Annotated in this window: 15 protein-coding genes; 10 read left to right on the forward strand and 5 right to left on the reverse strand. The window is 46.4% G+C overall.

The genetic code is table 11. From position 1 onward, the window contains the following. Window positions 1-55 precede the first annotated feature (55 nt). Window positions 56-976 carry a LysR family transcriptional regulator gene (locus D9A03_RS11170; RefSeq protein WP_120497256.1) on the forward strand — a complete coding sequence of 307 codons (921 nt, stop codon included), beginning with the start codon at window positions 56-58 and terminating at the stop codon, window positions 974-976. Here D9A03_RS11170 and D9A03_RS11175 read toward each other — a convergent pair. Then, window positions 965-1,777 carry an MBL fold metallo-hydrolase gene (locus D9A03_RS11175; RefSeq protein ID WP_120497684.1) on the reverse strand — a complete coding sequence of 271 codons (813 nt, stop codon included), beginning with the start codon at window positions 1,775-1,777 and terminating at the stop codon, window positions 965-967. The genes D9A03_RS11170 and D9A03_RS11175 overlap by 12 nt on opposite strands. Before the next feature lie 326 nt (window positions 1,778-2,103). Between D9A03_RS11175 and D9A03_RS11180 the strand changes: the two genes are divergently transcribed. Together D9A03_RS11180 and D9A03_RS11185 are read left to right on the forward strand one after the other, a co-directional pair. Further along, window positions 2,104-3,210, forward strand: coding sequence for a DMT family transporter (locus tag D9A03_RS11180; protein ID WP_120497257.1), 1,107 nt, complete (start codon window positions 2,104-2,106; stop codon window positions 3,208-3,210). A 41-nt stretch (window positions 3,211-3,251) separates the two neighbouring features. Beyond that, window positions 3,252-4,217: a DMT family transporter gene (locus D9A03_RS11185; protein WP_120497258.1), complete on the forward strand. Its 966-nt coding sequence runs from the start codon at window positions 3,252-3,254 to the stop codon at window positions 4,215-4,217. A gap of 34 nt (window positions 4,218-4,251) precedes the next feature. On the opposite strand, the gene D9A03_RS11190 is transcribed toward D9A03_RS11185, so the two are convergent. After that, a complete protein-coding gene (locus tag D9A03_RS11190; RefSeq protein WP_120497259.1) occupies window positions 4,252-4,467 on the reverse strand; it encodes a hypothetical protein in 216 nt (71 codons plus the stop codon). Window positions 4,468-4,776: 309 nt separating this feature from the next. Between D9A03_RS11190 and D9A03_RS11195 the strand changes: the two genes are divergently transcribed. The 3 genes from D9A03_RS11195 (at window position 4,777) to D9A03_RS11205 (ending at window position 9,749) form a co-directional block, all read left to right on the forward strand. Further along, window positions 4,777-6,438 (forward strand): hypothetical protein, encoded by a 1,662-nt coding sequence (locus D9A03_RS11195; protein WP_120497260.1) that lies wholly within the window; start codon window positions 4,777-4,779, stop codon window positions 6,436-6,438. 73 nt (window positions 6,439-6,511) lie between these two features. Further along, window positions 6,512-7,636, forward strand: a complete 1,125-nt coding sequence (locus D9A03_RS11200) for a phosphatase PAP2 family protein (RefSeq protein WP_120497261.1) — start codon at window positions 6,512-6,514, stop codon at window positions 7,634-7,636. Continuing rightward, window positions 7,629-9,749: a S8 family serine peptidase gene (locus D9A03_RS11205; RefSeq protein ID WP_120497262.1), complete on the forward strand. Its 2,121-nt coding sequence runs from the start codon at window positions 7,629-7,631 to the stop codon at window positions 9,747-9,749. Before D9A03_RS11200 ends, D9A03_RS11205 begins: the two co-directional genes overlap by 8 nt. 248 nt (window positions 9,750-9,997) lie before the next feature. On the opposite strand, the gene D9A03_RS11210 is transcribed toward D9A03_RS11205, so the two are convergent. Both D9A03_RS11210 and D9A03_RS11215 read right to left on the reverse strand, forming a co-directional pair. Continuing rightward, a complete protein-coding gene (locus D9A03_RS11210) occupies window positions 9,998-11,212 on the reverse strand; it encodes a multidrug effflux MFS transporter (RefSeq protein WP_120497263.1) in 1,215 nt (404 codons plus the stop codon). Between the two features lie 74 nt (window positions 11,213-11,286). Continuing rightward, the gene (locus tag D9A03_RS11215; protein ID WP_216825448.1) at window positions 11,287-11,898 is read right to left on the reverse strand and encodes a glutathione S-transferase family protein; all 612 of its coding nucleotides are present in this window, start codon (window positions 11,896-11,898) and stop codon (window positions 11,287-11,289) included. Window positions 11,899-12,642: 744 nt separating this feature from the next. Here D9A03_RS11215 and D9A03_RS11220 point away from each other — a divergent pair. The 4 genes from D9A03_RS11220 (at window position 12,643) to D9A03_RS11235 (ending at window position 15,381) form a co-directional block, all read left to right on the forward strand. Further along, window positions 12,643-13,200, forward strand: coding sequence for a PAS domain-containing protein (locus tag D9A03_RS11220; RefSeq protein ID WP_254055028.1), 558 nt, complete (start codon window positions 12,643-12,645; stop codon window positions 13,198-13,200). A gap of 274 nt (window positions 13,201-13,474) precedes the next feature. Beyond that, entirely contained in the window at window positions 13,475-14,032 is a 558-nt protein-coding gene (locus D9A03_RS11225) for a PAS domain-containing protein (RefSeq protein ID WP_254055029.1), read from the forward strand. Window positions 14,033-14,168: 136 nt separating this feature from the next. Next, entirely contained in the window at window positions 14,169-14,870 is a 702-nt protein-coding gene (locus D9A03_RS11230; protein WP_254055030.1) for a trimeric intracellular cation channel family protein, read from the forward strand. A gap of 64 nt (window positions 14,871-14,934) precedes the next feature. Further along, complete coding sequence (locus D9A03_RS11235; RefSeq protein ID WP_120497266.1) at window positions 14,935-15,381, forward strand: DUF3592 domain-containing protein; 447 nt, start codon at window positions 14,935-14,937, stop codon at window positions 15,379-15,381. Window positions 15,382-15,435: 54 nt separating this feature from the next. On the opposite strand, the gene D9A03_RS11240 is transcribed toward D9A03_RS11235, so the two are convergent. After that, a complete protein-coding gene (locus D9A03_RS11240) occupies window positions 15,436-16,056 on the reverse strand; it encodes a LysE family translocator (RefSeq protein WP_120497267.1) in 621 nt (206 codons plus the stop codon). Window positions 16,057-16,127 lie beyond the last annotated feature (71 nt).

Consider the following 16,127-nt stretch of genomic DNA (forward strand, 5'->3'; position numbering starts at 1 on the left):
AGAAACATATTGGTGAGAAAAAGTTGACAAAATTTGTTGCTGTCTGGAGACATCTATGGAGAGCATGAATGCAATCCCGATATTCATTGCTGTTGTTGAAGAGGGGAGTTTTGCAGGAGCTGCGCGCCGTATCGGCGTAACTAAATCAGCGGTTAGCAAGCGCATTTCTCAATTGGAAGCCCACTTGGGGGTACAGCTTTTACATCGTTCGACGCGCAAACTAAGTTTAAGTGAGGCAGGAGAACAGTATTTCGCCCATGCAATTCAGTCGCTGGCAGCTGCGCAAGATGCTGAAGATGCTGTTGCCCAACTTCAGAGAGCACCACAGGGCAGATTGCGTATTAATACACCGATGTCTTTTGGTCGTTTGCATGTTGCGCCCCTTATTCCCGAATTCCTCTCGACCTATCCGGCAGTTGGCATTGATATGGTGATGGATGATCGGGTGGTTGATATGGTGGAAGGCGGTTTTGATCTTGCGATACGTGTACGCACGCTGGAAGACAGTGCATTAATTGCGAGAAAGCTTGCTCCTTGTCGTAATCTGCTGTGTGCATCGCCGCGCTATCTTGAGAAGCACGGTATTCTGCTGAAATTAGAAGATTTACGGGATCATAATTGCCTGCAGTACGCCTATGCCAGTACAACTCACATTTGGCAGTTTATCCAGAATGATGGCGAAACGGTTAGCCTCGAAACAAAAGGCAACTATCAGGTCAATAATTCAGAAGCTCTTCGTGAAGCTCTTGTCGCCGGGGTTGGTATAGGGCGCTTGCCCACCTTTATTGCAGCAGAAGAAATAACAGCAGGGCGTCTGGAAGCTTTGCTACCCCAATATCAATTACCGAGTCAGACAATACATGCCGTTTTTCCTGAACGTCGCCATCTTCCAGCGAAAGTCAGGGTTTTTGTTGATTTTCTGGTCGATAAACTTGGCGGGGATCATCCCTATTGGGAAGATGTTTCAGGCCTCTAAGGCTTGCAGATAACGGTTTACAGAATACTTGACGGCTTGTTTCCCGTCTGTATCGATTGTCCTGCCCTCAAAAGCCCCGTGTACTGTCTCAAAATCATAAGGCTCAATTGAGTGGCCAATGTTTGTGACCTTCCTGGCGGACAAGGGAATATAGTTCGGATAGCTGTACATAAAGCTGACGTGTTTCTGATCGGCGACGACCTGTATGATATCGCCTGTAAATAGGTAACCTTTCGCTTCTCGCCAGTGGAGTACCGTACCGCCTGCAAAGTGACCACCACATTTAACCAAGGTAATGTCTGGATTGATGGAAAGAGAATTTCCCGTCCAGTGATGAATTGCAGGATGTGACTTTTGCACCCACTGGGCATCATTCTGATTAAGGTAGATCGGGATTTTATCAAAAATGTCGCTCCAGTTTCCCATCGCGGTGTAGTAATGGGGATGGGAAATCGCGATAGCTGTGAGTTCGCCCCTGCTGTTAATCCAGTCAATTGTGGGCTGGTCAAGTATTGAGAGACAATCCCAGAGAACATTTCCATAAGACGTCTCAATAAAAAAAGCACGTTGTCCAATCGCGGCACGTGGTTCAATGATCAAGCTGTGTAATTTTTCACTATGTCTCTCACGCCTTATATGGTGATGGGCTTTCAAATCTGATGATGTCACCCATTTCTGACCTGTCTCGGGCACATATTGGCGCTCATCTTCGCAGATCGGACAGTGTGACGGGGGAAGGCCAGTATCCGGTTTTTGTTCCGGGTATTGTGTGCCACAGGTTGCACAGAGGTATTCTGTCATATCTGGAAGAGCCTTATTGAGTGTTGAGCATTTTATATGAAAACGGGGGGCATGTTTTTCAAGAAATTCCATACTTGGAGTTCGAACATTATCAGTTTGTGCCGTGATTTCATTTTTTTAGCCCAGAGTTTTTAGCTCAGAGTTTTTAGCCCAGAGATATCAAAAGAAATACATCAGGCAAACGTGTCTCTGAACGACACCGGACAAGCCTTGCTTTGGTAATAATATCCTGCTTTCGCCAAAATGCATATTTTCTACAATCTTGCTTGCAATTGTTAGTGAAAGCTTGCTCTATGATGGGATACTTTCGAAAATGGAATAGGTCAATGACTCCACAGAATAGTCATCCTTCTGGGCGTGCCGGACATTCTGCGAGTTCTGGAAATACAGAGGTTACAGCAGCAGAGAACTTCAAGGGTGCTGCCTTTATGGTTTTAAGTCAGGCAACGTTTGTGTTTAACGATGCATTGATGAAACTTGCTTCTGCTGATCTTTCCCTTTTCCAGACGATTTTTTTACGCGGTCTTTTTACCACTTTCTTTCTGGGATTGATTGCCTGGAGAACCGCTGCATTATTCCGTCCACTTTCTGTATCGGATCGAAAAATACTGGTACTTCGGGTTATTGGCGAAGTTGGCGCAACACTCTGTTACCTGACCGCACTTTTTAATATGCCCATAGCCAATTCCACGGCAATTTTACAGGCTTTGCCGCTGGCAGTTACCCTTAGTGCAGCACTTTTTCTGGGGGAAGCAGTTGGTTGGCGGCGTTATTCTGCGATCGCGACAGGTTTCATTGGTGTGATGATTATTGTGCGCCCGGGGGCAGAAGGGTTCAATGCCTATTCTTTCTGGGCTTTGGCGGCTGTGGTTTTCATTGTGTTACGAGATCTTGTTACGAAGAAGATCTCAAAGGATGTCCCTTCTATCTATGTTGCGTTACTGACGTCAATTTCTTTGACACTGACTGCTGCGATCCTGTTGCCGACGACGGGCTGGCAACCCGTTCAAGTCGTATCTTTGGGGTATTTGACGGGGGCAGGCTGTTTCCTGATGATCGGCTATCTCAGTGTGATTGCAGCGATGCGTATAGGGGAAACGTCTTTTGTATCACCCTTCCGCTATACAATCCTGCTTTGGGCGATTTTGCTCGGCGTAGTGGTTTTTGGCGAGTTACCTGATTTCTGGACGATTGTTGGCAGCATCATTCTGGTTATTACGGGGGGCTATACCTTCTATCGCGAGAACAAGCTAAAGAAGAGGGCCGAAGCTCAAAAATCTGTGCAGAAAACCTCGAAGGGGCAGAAAACCTCGAAAGGACAGAAAGCAGAGAACAGTAAGCAGGTTAATTCTTCTGAGGGAAACGATGATCAGGGGATTTGGCCAGAAAAGGCAAAAGATCTGGAGAAAGCAGAAGAACTAATCAATCGATAGAGAATGTAAGTTGAGGACCACGTCATGAGTGGATCTGTATTATGAGAGAGCCAGATAACAACACGGTACCTGTGAAAAGCCTTTCGGGCGATGCTACTGATCATGCCGAAAATGAACATAATGCGGGGAATGAACAGGGCGCAAGTGGTAACCTGCGTGGGGCTTTGCTGATGTCGCTCGGGATGGCTGCCTTTATTGGAAATGTTACATTGATGAAGCTGGTCTCTTTTGATCTGACACTGTTTCAGGCCATTTTCCTTCGAGGATGTTGTGCGGCTGTTGTTCTGGGTGCTGTTTCTTATTATCGCAAAGAGCTATTTGTTACCATAACCGGGGCAGATGCCAGGGTTTTGACAATCCGGGTTATTGGTGAGGTTGGGGCATCTCTTTGTTATTTCATGGCGTTATTTAATATGCCAGTTGCTAATGTCACGGCAATACTTCAGGCTTTGCCACTGGTTGTGACATTGGGGGCAGCTGTTTTTCTGGGGGAAACCGTTGGTTGGCGGCGTTATGGTGGTATCGCGCTGGGCTTCGTCGGGGTTCTGATAATTGTTCAACCGGGAACGGATGGATTCAGCGTCTATTCTTTATGGGCGCTTGCCTCTATGTTATCCGTTGCCTTGCGCGACCTTGCAACCCGAAAGATATCATCGAACTTGCCATCTCTTTTTGTCGCCTTTGTGACTATGGTTGTCGTCACACTGGTTTGTGCCGTGTTATTGCCGACGATGGAATGGAAAGAGGTCAAAGGCGATACCATCGGGCTTCTATTGGGGGCAGCAGTTTTCATTATGCTGGTCCATATAACCCTGATCCGGGCGATGCGCGTGGGCGAGGTCGCTTTTGTAACGCCCTTTCGCTATACGGTTATGGTTTGGGCACTTGTGGTCGGATATTTTGTTTTTAATGAAATCCCGGATACAACGACCATCATCGGCTGTAGCCTGCTGATTGTTGCCGGCCTCTACTCCTTCTGGCGTGAACGCAAGATTAAACGGGGGTAATCCGGGAACTTAACAGCGGTGGCCGATGAGCAACTTAAAAATCTTCGGTGTGGCAAACTTTGTCGGCAAGGATGGTAAGCCAGGAAATCACCTCGCGGCTTTCCGGTGACAGCCTGGATGCTTCCAGTTGTTCATCGCTTGCATGTATTTTCAGGTCACTCCATTTTTGGCAAAAATCACTGAGATCTCTTGGTTTGAGAGAGGCCTGATCTGGTACTAATTGTGGGGTCGGTTTGTTACTGCCGGTCACAGATTTTTCCTATCCTTTTGGCTTCAAGTCTTTGCTGTATATATGCTTTTTGTTTCTACTCGTTGTGTTCTCAAGAGCAAAGGCTATGTTGATTTCCAAGCAAGCTTATATCCGCCAATCTAAAATTTAATTTCTTATGTAATTCATTATGAAGCAGTTGCGAGTTCAGGTAGCGTCCAAAAAGCGTGAAAAAAACGTAAAAGGTTTTTTAACTTTCTCTACAAGTGGTAATCTCTGTGAACTTAAAAGGGTAATTTAGGGGCATTGTTCTAATGTTTCTAATCTGGGGAACTGGGGTCTGGGTACAAAATGCAAAATAACCCGGCAGAAAAAATACTTAAACTTCGACTTTACGGTACCTTCAGCGCGGAATGGTCTGATGGTACCAAGCTCAATGTGCGTAGTACAAAGCTACGGGCCATGATTGCCCTTCTGGCAATGGCACCTGACATGACCCGGACACGTTCGTGGCTGCAGGATAAGCTTTGGTCTTTATCGGGCGCGGAACTTGGTCGGGCAAGCCTGCGCCGAGGATTAAGCGACTTGAAGCGCGCAATTGGTCCTGACTTTGAAGCGCTGTTTGATGTGTCACATGATAACATTGCTCTTAATGATGATGTTGTTGAACTAGTGGGCACACCAACCGAAGGTGAGTTTCTTGAAGGTATCGAGATTGCCGAAGGTGGTTTTACCTCGTGGGTAGATGAACAGAGGAATAATCGTCCGCAATTAATATCTTCATTAGAGTTTTTTAACCCTTCTGACAAAGCGGGTATCTTGCCTGCTGTCGCTGTTCTTCCTTTTTTGCAGAGCTTCAAACGAGACGGAGAGAATGTTCTGGGCGATATGCTGGCCGAGGAAGTCTCGCGCGCGCTGTCCAGATCGCAACTGATTGATGTTATCTCTCACTTATCCTGTCGCAATCTCAATATGCGTCTTCTGAGTTTGGCGGATGTACGGCGCGCACTAAATGTCGAATACGTAATTCACGGTAGCTACCATCAGGATGGAGAGTGTTTTCATCTGGACGCTGATTTCCTGGATACAGACAGCGGGCGTATTATCTGGTCACGTCAGTTCTCTGCACGAATGTCAGACTTTCTCAATGGCGGGCAGGAAATCGTCGCTGATATTTCTCGCCAGATTGGACAATCCATTCTCTCCACCTCTATTGAACTGGCGACAAGTAAACCCCTGCCAGAAGTGGCGAGTCATGCATTACTGGTTTCGGGGGTGGCATTAATGCACAGGTTGAAGCTGGCGAGCTTTGCCAAGGCCAGACCATTAATTGAAGAGATTATTCGTAAATCTCCCAATCATGCATCGCTCTATGCCTGGCTGGGGAAATGGTATGTGCTTTCTATACATCAGGGCTGGAGTAATGACTTCAGCAAGGACAGCCAACTGGCAATAGATTGTACAGCTCGGGCGTTGGATTTAGATCCTGATTGTTCATTTTCTTTGGCTGTTGATGGTCTTGTGCATAATACACTTTTTAAAGAATTTAAGATAGCATTTCAGCGATACGATCGTGCAGTTGAACTTAATCCCAACGATGCGCTATCTTGGTTGTTAAAGGGAACTTTACACGCTTTTATTGATGAAGGTAAGCTTGCGGCTTCGTATACTGAGCGGGCAAGAAGTTTATCCCCTCTTGATCCTCATAAGTACTATTTTGAATCACTTTCTGCTACAGCCTTGTTAGCTGATAAACAGTATGAAAAGGCTTATCAATTAGCAGAAAGTTCACTGCAAGCTAATCGTCGTCATTTTTCAACTATGAGAGCAAAGATTGTTGCATTGCAAGGTTTGGGGCGTACTAAAGATGCTGCCTCTACTGCAAAAGAGCTGATGTCATGTGAACCCAATTTTACTGTTTCTAAGTGGCTCTCACAGCACCCCGCAGGAAGTTATCCCTTGGGGCAAGAATGTGCTGCAGCACTACGTGAAGCTGGCGTACCGGAAAACTAGCCATGTCCATAAATTGAGCCAAATTTTTTTACTGCTTCAGGGCTAATTCTTATTTAAAGAGTAGGAACAAATAATGTCTATCAACTCTACCCAAACGGGTCTCACAGGATTAACGGGTCTCACAGGATTAACAGGCCTCACAGGATTAACAGGAAGTGCTGTAGGAGTTGGGGCTATTCTGTCTTCATCGGATGCTGTAAGATCACCATGGAATTTACCTGAACCGGGGGAAGAACCACCTCATATTCCATCTAATGAAACTGTAAACTTGAGTAACTGGACACCACAAGTTCGTGAAGTCACCATTTTAACTGACTTGCTCTCGCGTTTGTCTTTTAAAGATGATGGTAATGAAGGGGCTATTTCTATCTGGTTTCAGCATGATCACCCTCATGGAGGGTTAGATCACGCACCGCATCCTTCCTATTCAAAGTTGGCTAAGTTATCGCGCCCAAATGAAGAAGTGTTTCGTTCACAATTAGAGTATGTACGGAATTATGCGGATCAACGATCAGAACGTGCTGCGGAAATTTTGGCACAGGTTGGCTATCCGACAGAATTCTTTACTTCAATTGTTCCTTTAAGTGCAACAAAGCATAGCTATACACTTCAGTTGATCCACCTTGTCCAACAACTTGCATCGCATGTGGTCCTCAGAACTAAGCATAGTTTGGCTTGTCGTCGCCCTGATATTTACTCGGCACAGATACAGCCAATTATTCCAACCCCGGGCCATGGAACACTACCAAGCGGTCATGCGACAGAGGCTTTCACGGTTGCAACTGTCTTTGGGGCGTTGCTGGATGATACGATTATGTCGTTTCAGCAAAGCCCTTCGATTAAAGCACTACTGCTTTCCGTGGCAGAACGCATTGCGGTGAACCGTACTGTTGCCGGGGTCCATTTCCCGGCAGATAGTACAGCCGGGGCGGCGTTGGGGACGACGCTTGGCAACTATCTGTTACAGCTTGCCAGCGGGAAAAGCGGCGATATTGATGCAGTTGAATTTATTGGCAACAACGCCACGGGTGATTTTGATAAATCGGTTATCGCATTGGGTGATTCAGGTTGTGATCCTGTTGTGAAATGGGGCACGTCAGAGGTTCATGGTGAGCCGGATAATCTATTCCGGTGGCTGTGGCTCAAGGCCAAAAGCGAGTGGGAGGAAGCCCCTGCTGCAGGAGGCGGCAATGGCTGATTCCTATCACTGGCAGGATGACGGCATCAAAGCCGTTGATCCCTATGAAGACTGGCTGTTGGATACCGGCGCGGGCTATGGCTTTCCTTTTGGGCCGCCAAATGAAGCACATTGTTATACCGGAACCGAAGCGTCGGATAACTTTGTGGCTGGTGATGAAAACCCGGATGCTATTTATCCCGTGCTTTATCGACCAGGTGGTGAACAGCCAAGCTTTCGCCCCTTTGTATTGCGGGAAAGTTCTGTAAGCCGGGGAATCTCCTCTGGCGATGCCTTTCCGCATTCAAATGCCGGAACCTCGGGGATCAAACGCCGGATTGGCGTTCCCTTACGTGCGGCAAGTGTAAACCAAAGCTATGTATCCGAGGCTTTGGTAACGTCACCTTGTATATCTTCGTCTGCAAAGGTTGTGGTGGGTGTTATTGATGATGGCATCGCCATTGCCAATCGTCATTTCCAGTCAGAAGCTGGCAGCACCCGGATTGATTTTGCCTGGGTGCAGGATGGTGATACCCAGTCTGGTTCAGGCGCTGGCTCTGTGTCGTGTTCTGGGACTGGTTCCAATGTTGCATTTGGCCGTGAATATACCAAGGCTGATATTGATGGTGCTCTTGCTGAACACACTGATGCACTGGGGGCAACAGATGAAGCTGCTCTTTATCGGGCGTTGGGGTTGGTTGATAGCCGCAAGGTGATGCCCAATTCACTGGATGGGAAAGCAGCACACGGCACACATGTGCTCGATCTGGCTGCCGGGGGTGATTACGAAAGCACATCATCAGATGTTTTGGAAGAAGACCGCATCATAGCGGTACAGGTGCCCGCCGCTGTTACCTGGGACACATCGGGTATGGGGCTGGACAGTTTTATTCTGGCCGGGGTGCACTATATCCTTGATCGTGCTGATCGTGTTGCGCCGAACCTGCCCGTGGTGATTAATTTCAGCTACGGGATTTTTGGCGGTCCGCATGATGGTACGTCGCTGTTGGAAAAGGCGATTGATGAGATTGTGACAGCCCGAAATGACAGGGTTGCCCCCACATCAGTAGTTTTGCCATCCGGGAACCATCATCTACAGCGATCCCATGCTGTCATCGCAGATGCAGACTTTAACGTTGATGGTGCAAGTGAGAGTTCTGGGGCTGCTGATTGTTCCTGCGATCTTCCCTGGCGCGTGCAACCGAATGATCGCACGTCCAGTTATCTTGAAATCTGGATGCCTGAATCAGATTACGAAGACGGAGACATTGAGGTCGAGGTTATTCCTCCAAATACAGATAATATTCCGGCACAAAGATTATCTGGTGTGGTCAATAGCGCGGTTGTGCTTAATCGCGGTACGAGAGCGGTCGCGCGTCTGTCTTATGACAGGCATGTGCCTTTATCAAAAGGCGATGAACGTGGTCGTTTTATGCTGGTTCTCGCGCCAACAGAAATTCGCACAGATACTGCCGAACACCTTAATCCCTTGAAATCTGCGCCGAATGGTTTGTGGACAGTGCGGATTATCAAAAGGCCTGGCAAAAAAATATCAGAACCTGTTCATGCCCGCATCCAGCGCGATGCATCGCCTTTTGGTTATCCGGCACTAGGCCGACAATCCTATTTCGATGATATGGCTTATCAGCTTTATGATCATGAAGGGAAGTTGCAGGTGGAAGATAATCATTCCATTGTAAAGCGGGCCGGATCATCCAATGGTTTGGCAACGGGTACAGTTCCGATTGTTGTGGCAAGTCATGTCGAGGCCACGGGACGTGCTACGGTTTATAGTGGCTATCAAACAACTGATTCAGGTTTGCCTGAACACGCGAAAACACCTTTCGTTTCTGCGGAAAGTGATCGTAGTAATGTCTTCAGGGGCGTGCCAGCATCGGGCGTCAATTCCGGTGTTTCAGTCACGTTGGACGGAACCTCTGTTGCCGCGCCAACCATAACGCGTGTCGTTGCAAATGCCTATAAAGCCGGTGTGGCAACAAGCCCGCTTGATGAGCTACAGGCCCAGGCCATTGCCATCGAAGCAACCAGACAGGCCAAGGAATACTTTGCGCCACTTGATGCAAATCGACAGGGCATCGGACGTTTCCCGAAAGATGAGATTTATGGAAGCTAATTGCTCAAACGCAATTGAAGGAACAAGGGCTGACGACTTCGTCAGTCCTTTTTCATGTTTATTAAGGTTCCTAAGGGAGAAAGGTGGAGCCCATCACTAAGGGGGATATGATGGGCCCCGTTAAGCAGGACCAGAATAATGCGAGCCCATACTTAAATAGATAATTCAGTTTTAAGTATCCTCTTTGGGGGAAGAGGAAAAGCAAAATTATTAGTCATTTTCGACATATAAGCCGAAAAAATGAAATATCAAGCCGGAAGTAACACATCTGCCTTGCTACGTTTTGCCACAAGGACAAGAACAAGGGCAGCTGCCCCGCAAAAAAACAACGCAATGACCATGTGTATCACGGTTCCATCATAGAGACGTCCGGCAGACACAGATACTGCCACAGCAACAAGACTTGAGATCGAGGCAATAACCGATGCGCCCAGTCCCGCCATCTTGCCAAGGGATTGCATGGCCATGGCATTGATGTTGCCAAAGAGAATACCAACCCATAGAAAAATGAAAAATCCATTGATCATAAAGACAGAAAAAGGGGGAATTCCGTCATAGGGTAGTGCGAAGAAGAACAGTGTTGCTGTAAAAAAGATCAAGGCACTCAGCGCAACAACCACCATTCTGTGCATACCAAACCGCATCACCAGTTGTGAATTTATCAAAGAGGAGAGGGCAACGGCAGAGGCCAAGACAGCAAAATAAAGCGGGAAGTTATCTACAACGCCATAGAGATCTTCGAAGATAGACTGGGATGTACTGACATATACCAGCAGAGCCCCAAAAATCATGCCGCCAGAAACGGAATAGCACATAACCTTGCCATGTTTCAGGATGCGTCCGGTGGATTGTAGAAGCTTGATTGGTGAAAACGGTATCCGGTTTTCCTTTAGCAGGGTTTCAGGTTGGCGGGCCATCAACCAGATCCCTGTTGAGAGCGAGAGCATCAAGAAAGAAAAGAAGATATAGCGCCATTCAGCAATGGCAAGAACCAGTTGACCAAAAGCAGGCGCAATCATTGGGATCATGATAAAAATGACCATAATGAAAGACATGATCCTGGCCATGGCTTCGCCTTCGTACTGGTCGCGGATCAAAGCACGGGTCGCTATTTTGGGACCGGACGCACCAATCCCCTGAATTATACGTCCCAGAATTAAAACCTCGAATGTAGAGGCCGTCATGGCGACAAGGGTTCCGCAAACATAGATCCCGACACCTAGCAATATTGCGCCTTTGCGGCCAATGGCATCAGAGACGGGGCCGATAAATAGCTCGCCAAAAACCATTCCGAAAATAAAGAGAGAGATAATCAGCTGGCTATCAAGTGGATCGGATATGGCCAAGTCTGCACTGATTTGCGGCAAGGCAGGCAGCATGGCATCAATGCTCAGGGCTGTAATGGATGTGAGTAAGGCAAAGAGAATGACGAATTCTGGTAGTTTTAAAGGACTTTTATTCATAACGGGTTCTATCTTTGTCGTTTCAGACCTGGAGCAGCAAAACTAATTCGTTCTGTTATCAGGTCCGAGCCGGGCTAGTGCCTCAAGGCTCGTTGTACAGCAGGGCGGTTTTCCATACGTTTGAAATGCGCATTGACGCGGGGGAAGGTGGTGATATCAACACCGTCACCTTCCAGCCAACGCGCGATGGTATAGAGATAGGCATCACAAATACCGTACTGTTCGCCCAGCACCCATGGCTGACCGAGATAGGTTTCTTCAATTAATGTAAAAAGAGCGGACATGGTTTCCGGCACTTTGGCACGCATGTCGTCTAGTGAGCTTTGCTCATTTGCCCATCGTGCACCGCGTAGTTTATGGGCATGTGCAACGTGGACTGTTGAGCAGAGAAAGCTGTTAAACGATTGCATTTGTGCCAGTGCAAAGTCGTTTCCAAGGGGAGCAAGTTTGGTATCAGGGAAACGTTTGGCGAGATAATAAAGAATTGCAGGTGTTTCAGTTAATATGCCGCTCTGTGTTGTTTTTCCTTCAACAACAAGTGCAGGGACGCGTCCCTTGGGATTAAGTCGCAGAAAATCTGCTTTATGTTGTTCACCATCCGCAAAGGAAACATTCGTGACTTCAAACTCTGCACCGATTTCTTCCAGTACCGATGCAAGAGGCCAAAGAACAGGCTCCTGTAGCATGAAATAGTGTCAACATTGTAACTCTCCATTTTATCACTCTGTTTTGCAGGGTGTCTTTATATTGTGCCTTGATTACGTTGCGATAATCTAATGGCAGTAAAATAGTGTGAAACTGGTCAGCCGAACAGAGTTAACCAGTCTTAAGCCCTTGGAAAATCTGGAGAACAGATACAAAGGTGGCTCAAAATAATCATCCGCTGCCAATAGCTATCCGTTGTAGGGCTTGATGGGTTCTTAACAGATTGAACACAACAAGATCCGGAAATTTTCCAAGAAAAGATATTTCTCAGAAACAAGGGCGGAAGGTTTATGTGTTATAGATCATGGCCGGGTACTCTATCCGATACGGTCTTGTTCAATGCCTTGAAGACACTGTTAAAACCTTGAGGTTCGAATATTCAATATCCAGTCGCTTGTCTGATGGATCATCAAGAGTGTTTTGAGATCTAGCAGTTACATCTTCGTGAAATGTGAAAATATAAAGCCATCCCTTTTGACAGAGGTCAAGAATGAATCTGAAGCCTTATGATTGTGTGTGGATAGAAATTACATCTTTGTGTTGAGTTTCAGCGCATGGGATATAAGGGACAGGGTACGTAAGGAGTAGGCACATGCGGGAAAATAAAGAAAAGTTCGAAAAAATCACTGTATGCTTCTATCAAAGACCTATAGGATTCATTCATCAGATGGCTGGGGGCAGATGACAGGGGATAGGCACCTGACAAGGAATAGGGTGAAGGTTTGGTGAAAATACGAAATGCCAGAAATCGCCAGTTTTATGATTATTGGCGAGGATTGGAACGAAAAGAAAATTCTGTGCTTCCTAATCGAAGCTCGTTTCGTCCGGAAGATATACCTTCGTTATTGCCCAATATAATTGTTTATGAATTGATCTCGCGAGAGAACATTCAAATCCGCTTACAGGGAACGGCAATTGATGAACGCTTTGGACAGAATTTAACGGGCAGGAACTATCTGGACTATGTTGCGGATGAACGCAGGAGTACAGCATCAGATGCCTTTTGGTTAATGGCTTTGCAGCCGTGTGGTGTTGTCGTTGTGCTGGAACATACTTTGTCAAGCGGGCGTCTCACTGCGGTCGAAGCTGTAGGTTTTCCCTTTAATAATGATGCACCTACCCTCGACGGTAGCAAGCCAAACCCACTTATTATCTATCAAAGTAATGAGATAGATAATATCGATTTTCAGAAAGATCGGGATGAGGAGCGTTTAAAACTTATTCGTGTGGTCGAACGCAATATGATCGATATTGGCAGAGGGGAACCTGTGTTCGTTGATTAACCTGTTTTGTGATAAGATAGGATGTTCGTCAGATTTTCTTTTAAAATCAACTATCTATTGGTTAAATTGCCTGTGGCTTTCAGTCTGTAGTTTTTGATGCGATTTTAGGGGGAACAGAAATGGATATCGTTCTATGGCTGGACTTCATTGGGGTTACTATATTGGCAGTAACGGGCGTTTTGGCGTCGTCGCGTAAGTAACTGGATTTTTAATCTTTCTTACTTGCGGTCACAGACATTGGTAGGCACCTGACAAGGAATAGAGTGAGGGTTTGGTGAAAATAAGAAATGCCAGAAATCGCCAGTTTTATGATTATTGGCAAAGTTTAGAAAAGGCCGAAGGCACCGTGATGCCAAAGCGAAGCTCTTTTCGTCCGGGTGATATCCCTTCATTACTGCCTAATATCAGTATTTATGAACTGATATCCCGTGAAAATATTAAAATTCGTTTGCAGGGCACTGCGATTAATGAACGCTTGGGCCATAATATGACTGGGCTAAATTATCTGGATTATGTTGAAGATGATCGCAAAACAAATGCGTCTAAAGCCTTTTGGTTAATGGCAGAGCAGCCCTGTGGAATTCATGCGGTTCTGGTACATGCCTTGTCGAGTGGACGTAATATAACAGTCGAAGCTATCGGTTTTCCCCTGCACAATGATATTTTACCACTTGATGGCAGCACGCCTAACCCGATTATTATCTATCAAAGTAATGAAATCGACAACCAGAATCCGTTGAGTTATCAGATCGATGAACGTCTAAAACTTATTCTGGTGGTTGAACGGAATATTATTGATATTGGCAAGGGGGCTCCTGTTTTTGTCGATTGATCCCTTGCATTGGCACTGAGTTTTTATTCTGTACGTTTCCCGGCCATTCAATGGCGATTACGCAAAGCGAACATCAAGAAAATTATCTGCATAGTTAACCGTAGTCGTTAATTATTCTGCTACCTTCAAGCGTTATATGTTACTTGGATCAATGTGGTTTGTTGTCATAGGTGGCGCAGAAAACAAGGGGAAACAGGTGGATATCGTTCTATGGCTGGATTACGCCGGGGTTGCTGTCTTTGCCGCGACAGGTGCATTGGCAGCGTCGCGTAAACAGCTGGACTTCATTGCTTTTCTTTTTCTGGCGGCGGCTACAGGCATTGGTGGTGGCACATTGCGGGATACGATCCTGGGACAAACACCGGTTTTCTGGGTAGAGGAGCATGTTTATCTTTTGATCTGCGCGGGAACTGGTGCGGTTGTCTTTTTCACGGCTCACCGATTTGAATCTCGTTATAAGGTCTTGTTATGGCTGGATGCGATCGGTATGGCGGTCTTTTCAGTCAAGGGCGCTGAAATCGGCTTTCTGGCAACGGGGTCATCTTCTGTTGCCATTGTCACAGGTATCTTGACTGCAACCTTCGGCGGTGTTTTGCGTGATATTCTTTCCGGGGAGCAATCTGTTCTGATGCGACGGGAAATCTATGTGACGGCAGCACTTTTCGGTGCGGTGGCCTGGGTGCTTTCTTATCATGCGGGACTTGGAAATGTAATTGGTTCCGTTCTGGGCTTTCTTGTTGCTTTTAGTATTCGTGGTGGCGCGCTTTATTATGGCTGGAACTTGCCAACCTATAAAAGCAAACCGGGCCGAACCATGGAAGAGATCGAGAAGCTATAGATTATCAGTGCGTTAGGTGGCTCGGAGTGAATGAGCTTCTTTTTGTTGAAGAGGAGATTTGCATATGAGTAATGCTTTTTGGGCCGGTCTCTTTCTTGTGGGATTGGCGCTTTATCTGTTGATTGATGCAATCCGGTCACTCAAGATGTTTGAAGCCTGTGGTCATTGGCCGAAAACGACTGGTGTCATGACAAAAAGCCTTGTATCGCGTCCTAAATCTACCAGTAGCCAGCATGTTTTTTATGCCGGGTATGATTATAATGTTGGGGGGAGGAGCTACAGTGGATCAAGAGTTGCCTACTATACAGTGTCAGACGAAGCAGAAGCCAAAGGGCTTGGCAATAGCCATGCTGTTGGACAGACCGTTGATGTGTTTTATGATCCAGCAAACCCTGGGGAAGCAACCTTGATTAATCAACCTAAAGCTGACGGGAAAAAGTACGGTGAGGTTATTCTCGGTTGCCTTGCTTTGGCTGTGGGGATCGGTGTAATTGTTTTTTCATTTAGGTGATTCAGATATATCGTATGAAAAACAGCGTTCTGAAATCTTCATACAACACGTGCTTTACGCGCTTATAACCACCGGGATCATAGAACCGACAAGCAGTAGTGCCATGATCCGGTTGAAAATGATAATCCGCTTGCCCTGAACGAGCGTGCGGCGAAGGACAGTACCGGATACCGCCCAAACCGAAATACTGGGTAAATTAACGATGGCAAAGAAAAAAATCAGCAGGATTAAGCTGTTGAGATAGTTTTCAGGTGTGGTGTAACTGACGGTAATAATCAGTGATACAGCCCAGGCTTTGGGATTCAGCAGTTGTAAAAGAGCGGCCTGTACAAAGCTTATGGGCTTATCAAAGCCATTTGCATTCTCTGAACTGTTGGTATCATTTCCAATTGATTTACTTGTTGCAATTTTCCAGGCAAGCCAAAGAACATAAGCAAGACAGCAATACTTGAGACCACTGTATAATAACGGAAATGATTTCAGGATCTGCCCAAAGCCAAGCCCTATCGCAAATACCATACTCAAAAATCCAAGACTGATACCCAGAATTAAAGGGACTGAGCGAACAAAACCAAAATTAACCCCTGAAGTTAAAAGCAAAAAGTTGCCGGGACCCGGAGAAATGGATGTGACAAAAGCAAAGCCAAAAATGGCAAGTATGGTCTCTAGCGGCATTCCCGATGTCCCTGTTTATTGAGTGTGTGTATGACAGTGTTTGCTGTCTCAGCTTGACAGTTCAAAGAGGG

The sequence above is a fragment of the Kiloniella sp. EL199 genome (assembly GCF_900313065.1).
Taxonomy (GTDB): Bacteria; Pseudomonadota; Alphaproteobacteria; order Kiloniellales; family Kiloniellaceae; genus Kiloniella.

Coding starts and splice junctions, on each gene's coding strand:
- D9A03_RS11170 (WP_120497256.1), top strand. CDS start 56: ATGGAGAGCATGAATGCAATCCCGATATTCATTGCTGTTGTTGAAGAG.
- D9A03_RS11175 (WP_120497684.1), bottom strand. CDS start 1,777: ATGACAGAATACCTCTGTGCAACCTGTGGCACACAATACCCGGAACAA.
- D9A03_RS11180 (WP_120497257.1), top strand. CDS start 2,104: ATGACTCCACAGAATAGTCATCCTTCTGGGCGTGCCGGACATTCTGCG.
- D9A03_RS11185 (WP_120497258.1), top strand. CDS start 3,252: ATGAGAGAGCCAGATAACAACACGGTACCTGTGAAAAGCCTTTCGGGC.
- D9A03_RS11195 (WP_120497260.1), top strand. CDS start 4,777: ATGCAAAATAACCCGGCAGAAAAAATACTTAAACTTCGACTTTACGGT.
- D9A03_RS11200 (WP_120497261.1), top strand. CDS start 6,512: ATGTCTATCAACTCTACCCAAACGGGTCTCACAGGATTAACGGGTCTC.
- D9A03_RS11205 (WP_120497262.1), top strand. CDS start 7,629: ATGGCTGATTCCTATCACTGGCAGGATGACGGCATCAAAGCCGTTGAT.
- D9A03_RS11210 (WP_120497263.1), bottom strand. CDS start 11,212: ATGAATAAAAGTCCTTTAAAACTACCAGAATTCGTCATTCTCTTTGCC.
- D9A03_RS11215 (WP_216825448.1), bottom strand. CDS start 11,898: ATGCTACAGGAGCCTGTTCTTTGGCCTCTTGCATCGGTACTGGAAGAA.
- D9A03_RS11230 (WP_254055030.1), top strand. CDS start 14,169: ATGTTACTTGGATCAATGTGGTTTGTTGTCATAGGTGGCGCAGAAAAC.
- D9A03_RS11235 (WP_120497266.1), top strand. CDS start 14,935: ATGAGTAATGCTTTTTGGGCCGGTCTCTTTCTTGTGGGATTGGCGCTT.
- D9A03_RS11240 (WP_120497267.1), bottom strand. CDS start 16,056: ATGCCGCTAGAGACCATACTTGCCATTTTTGGCTTTGCTTTTGTCACA.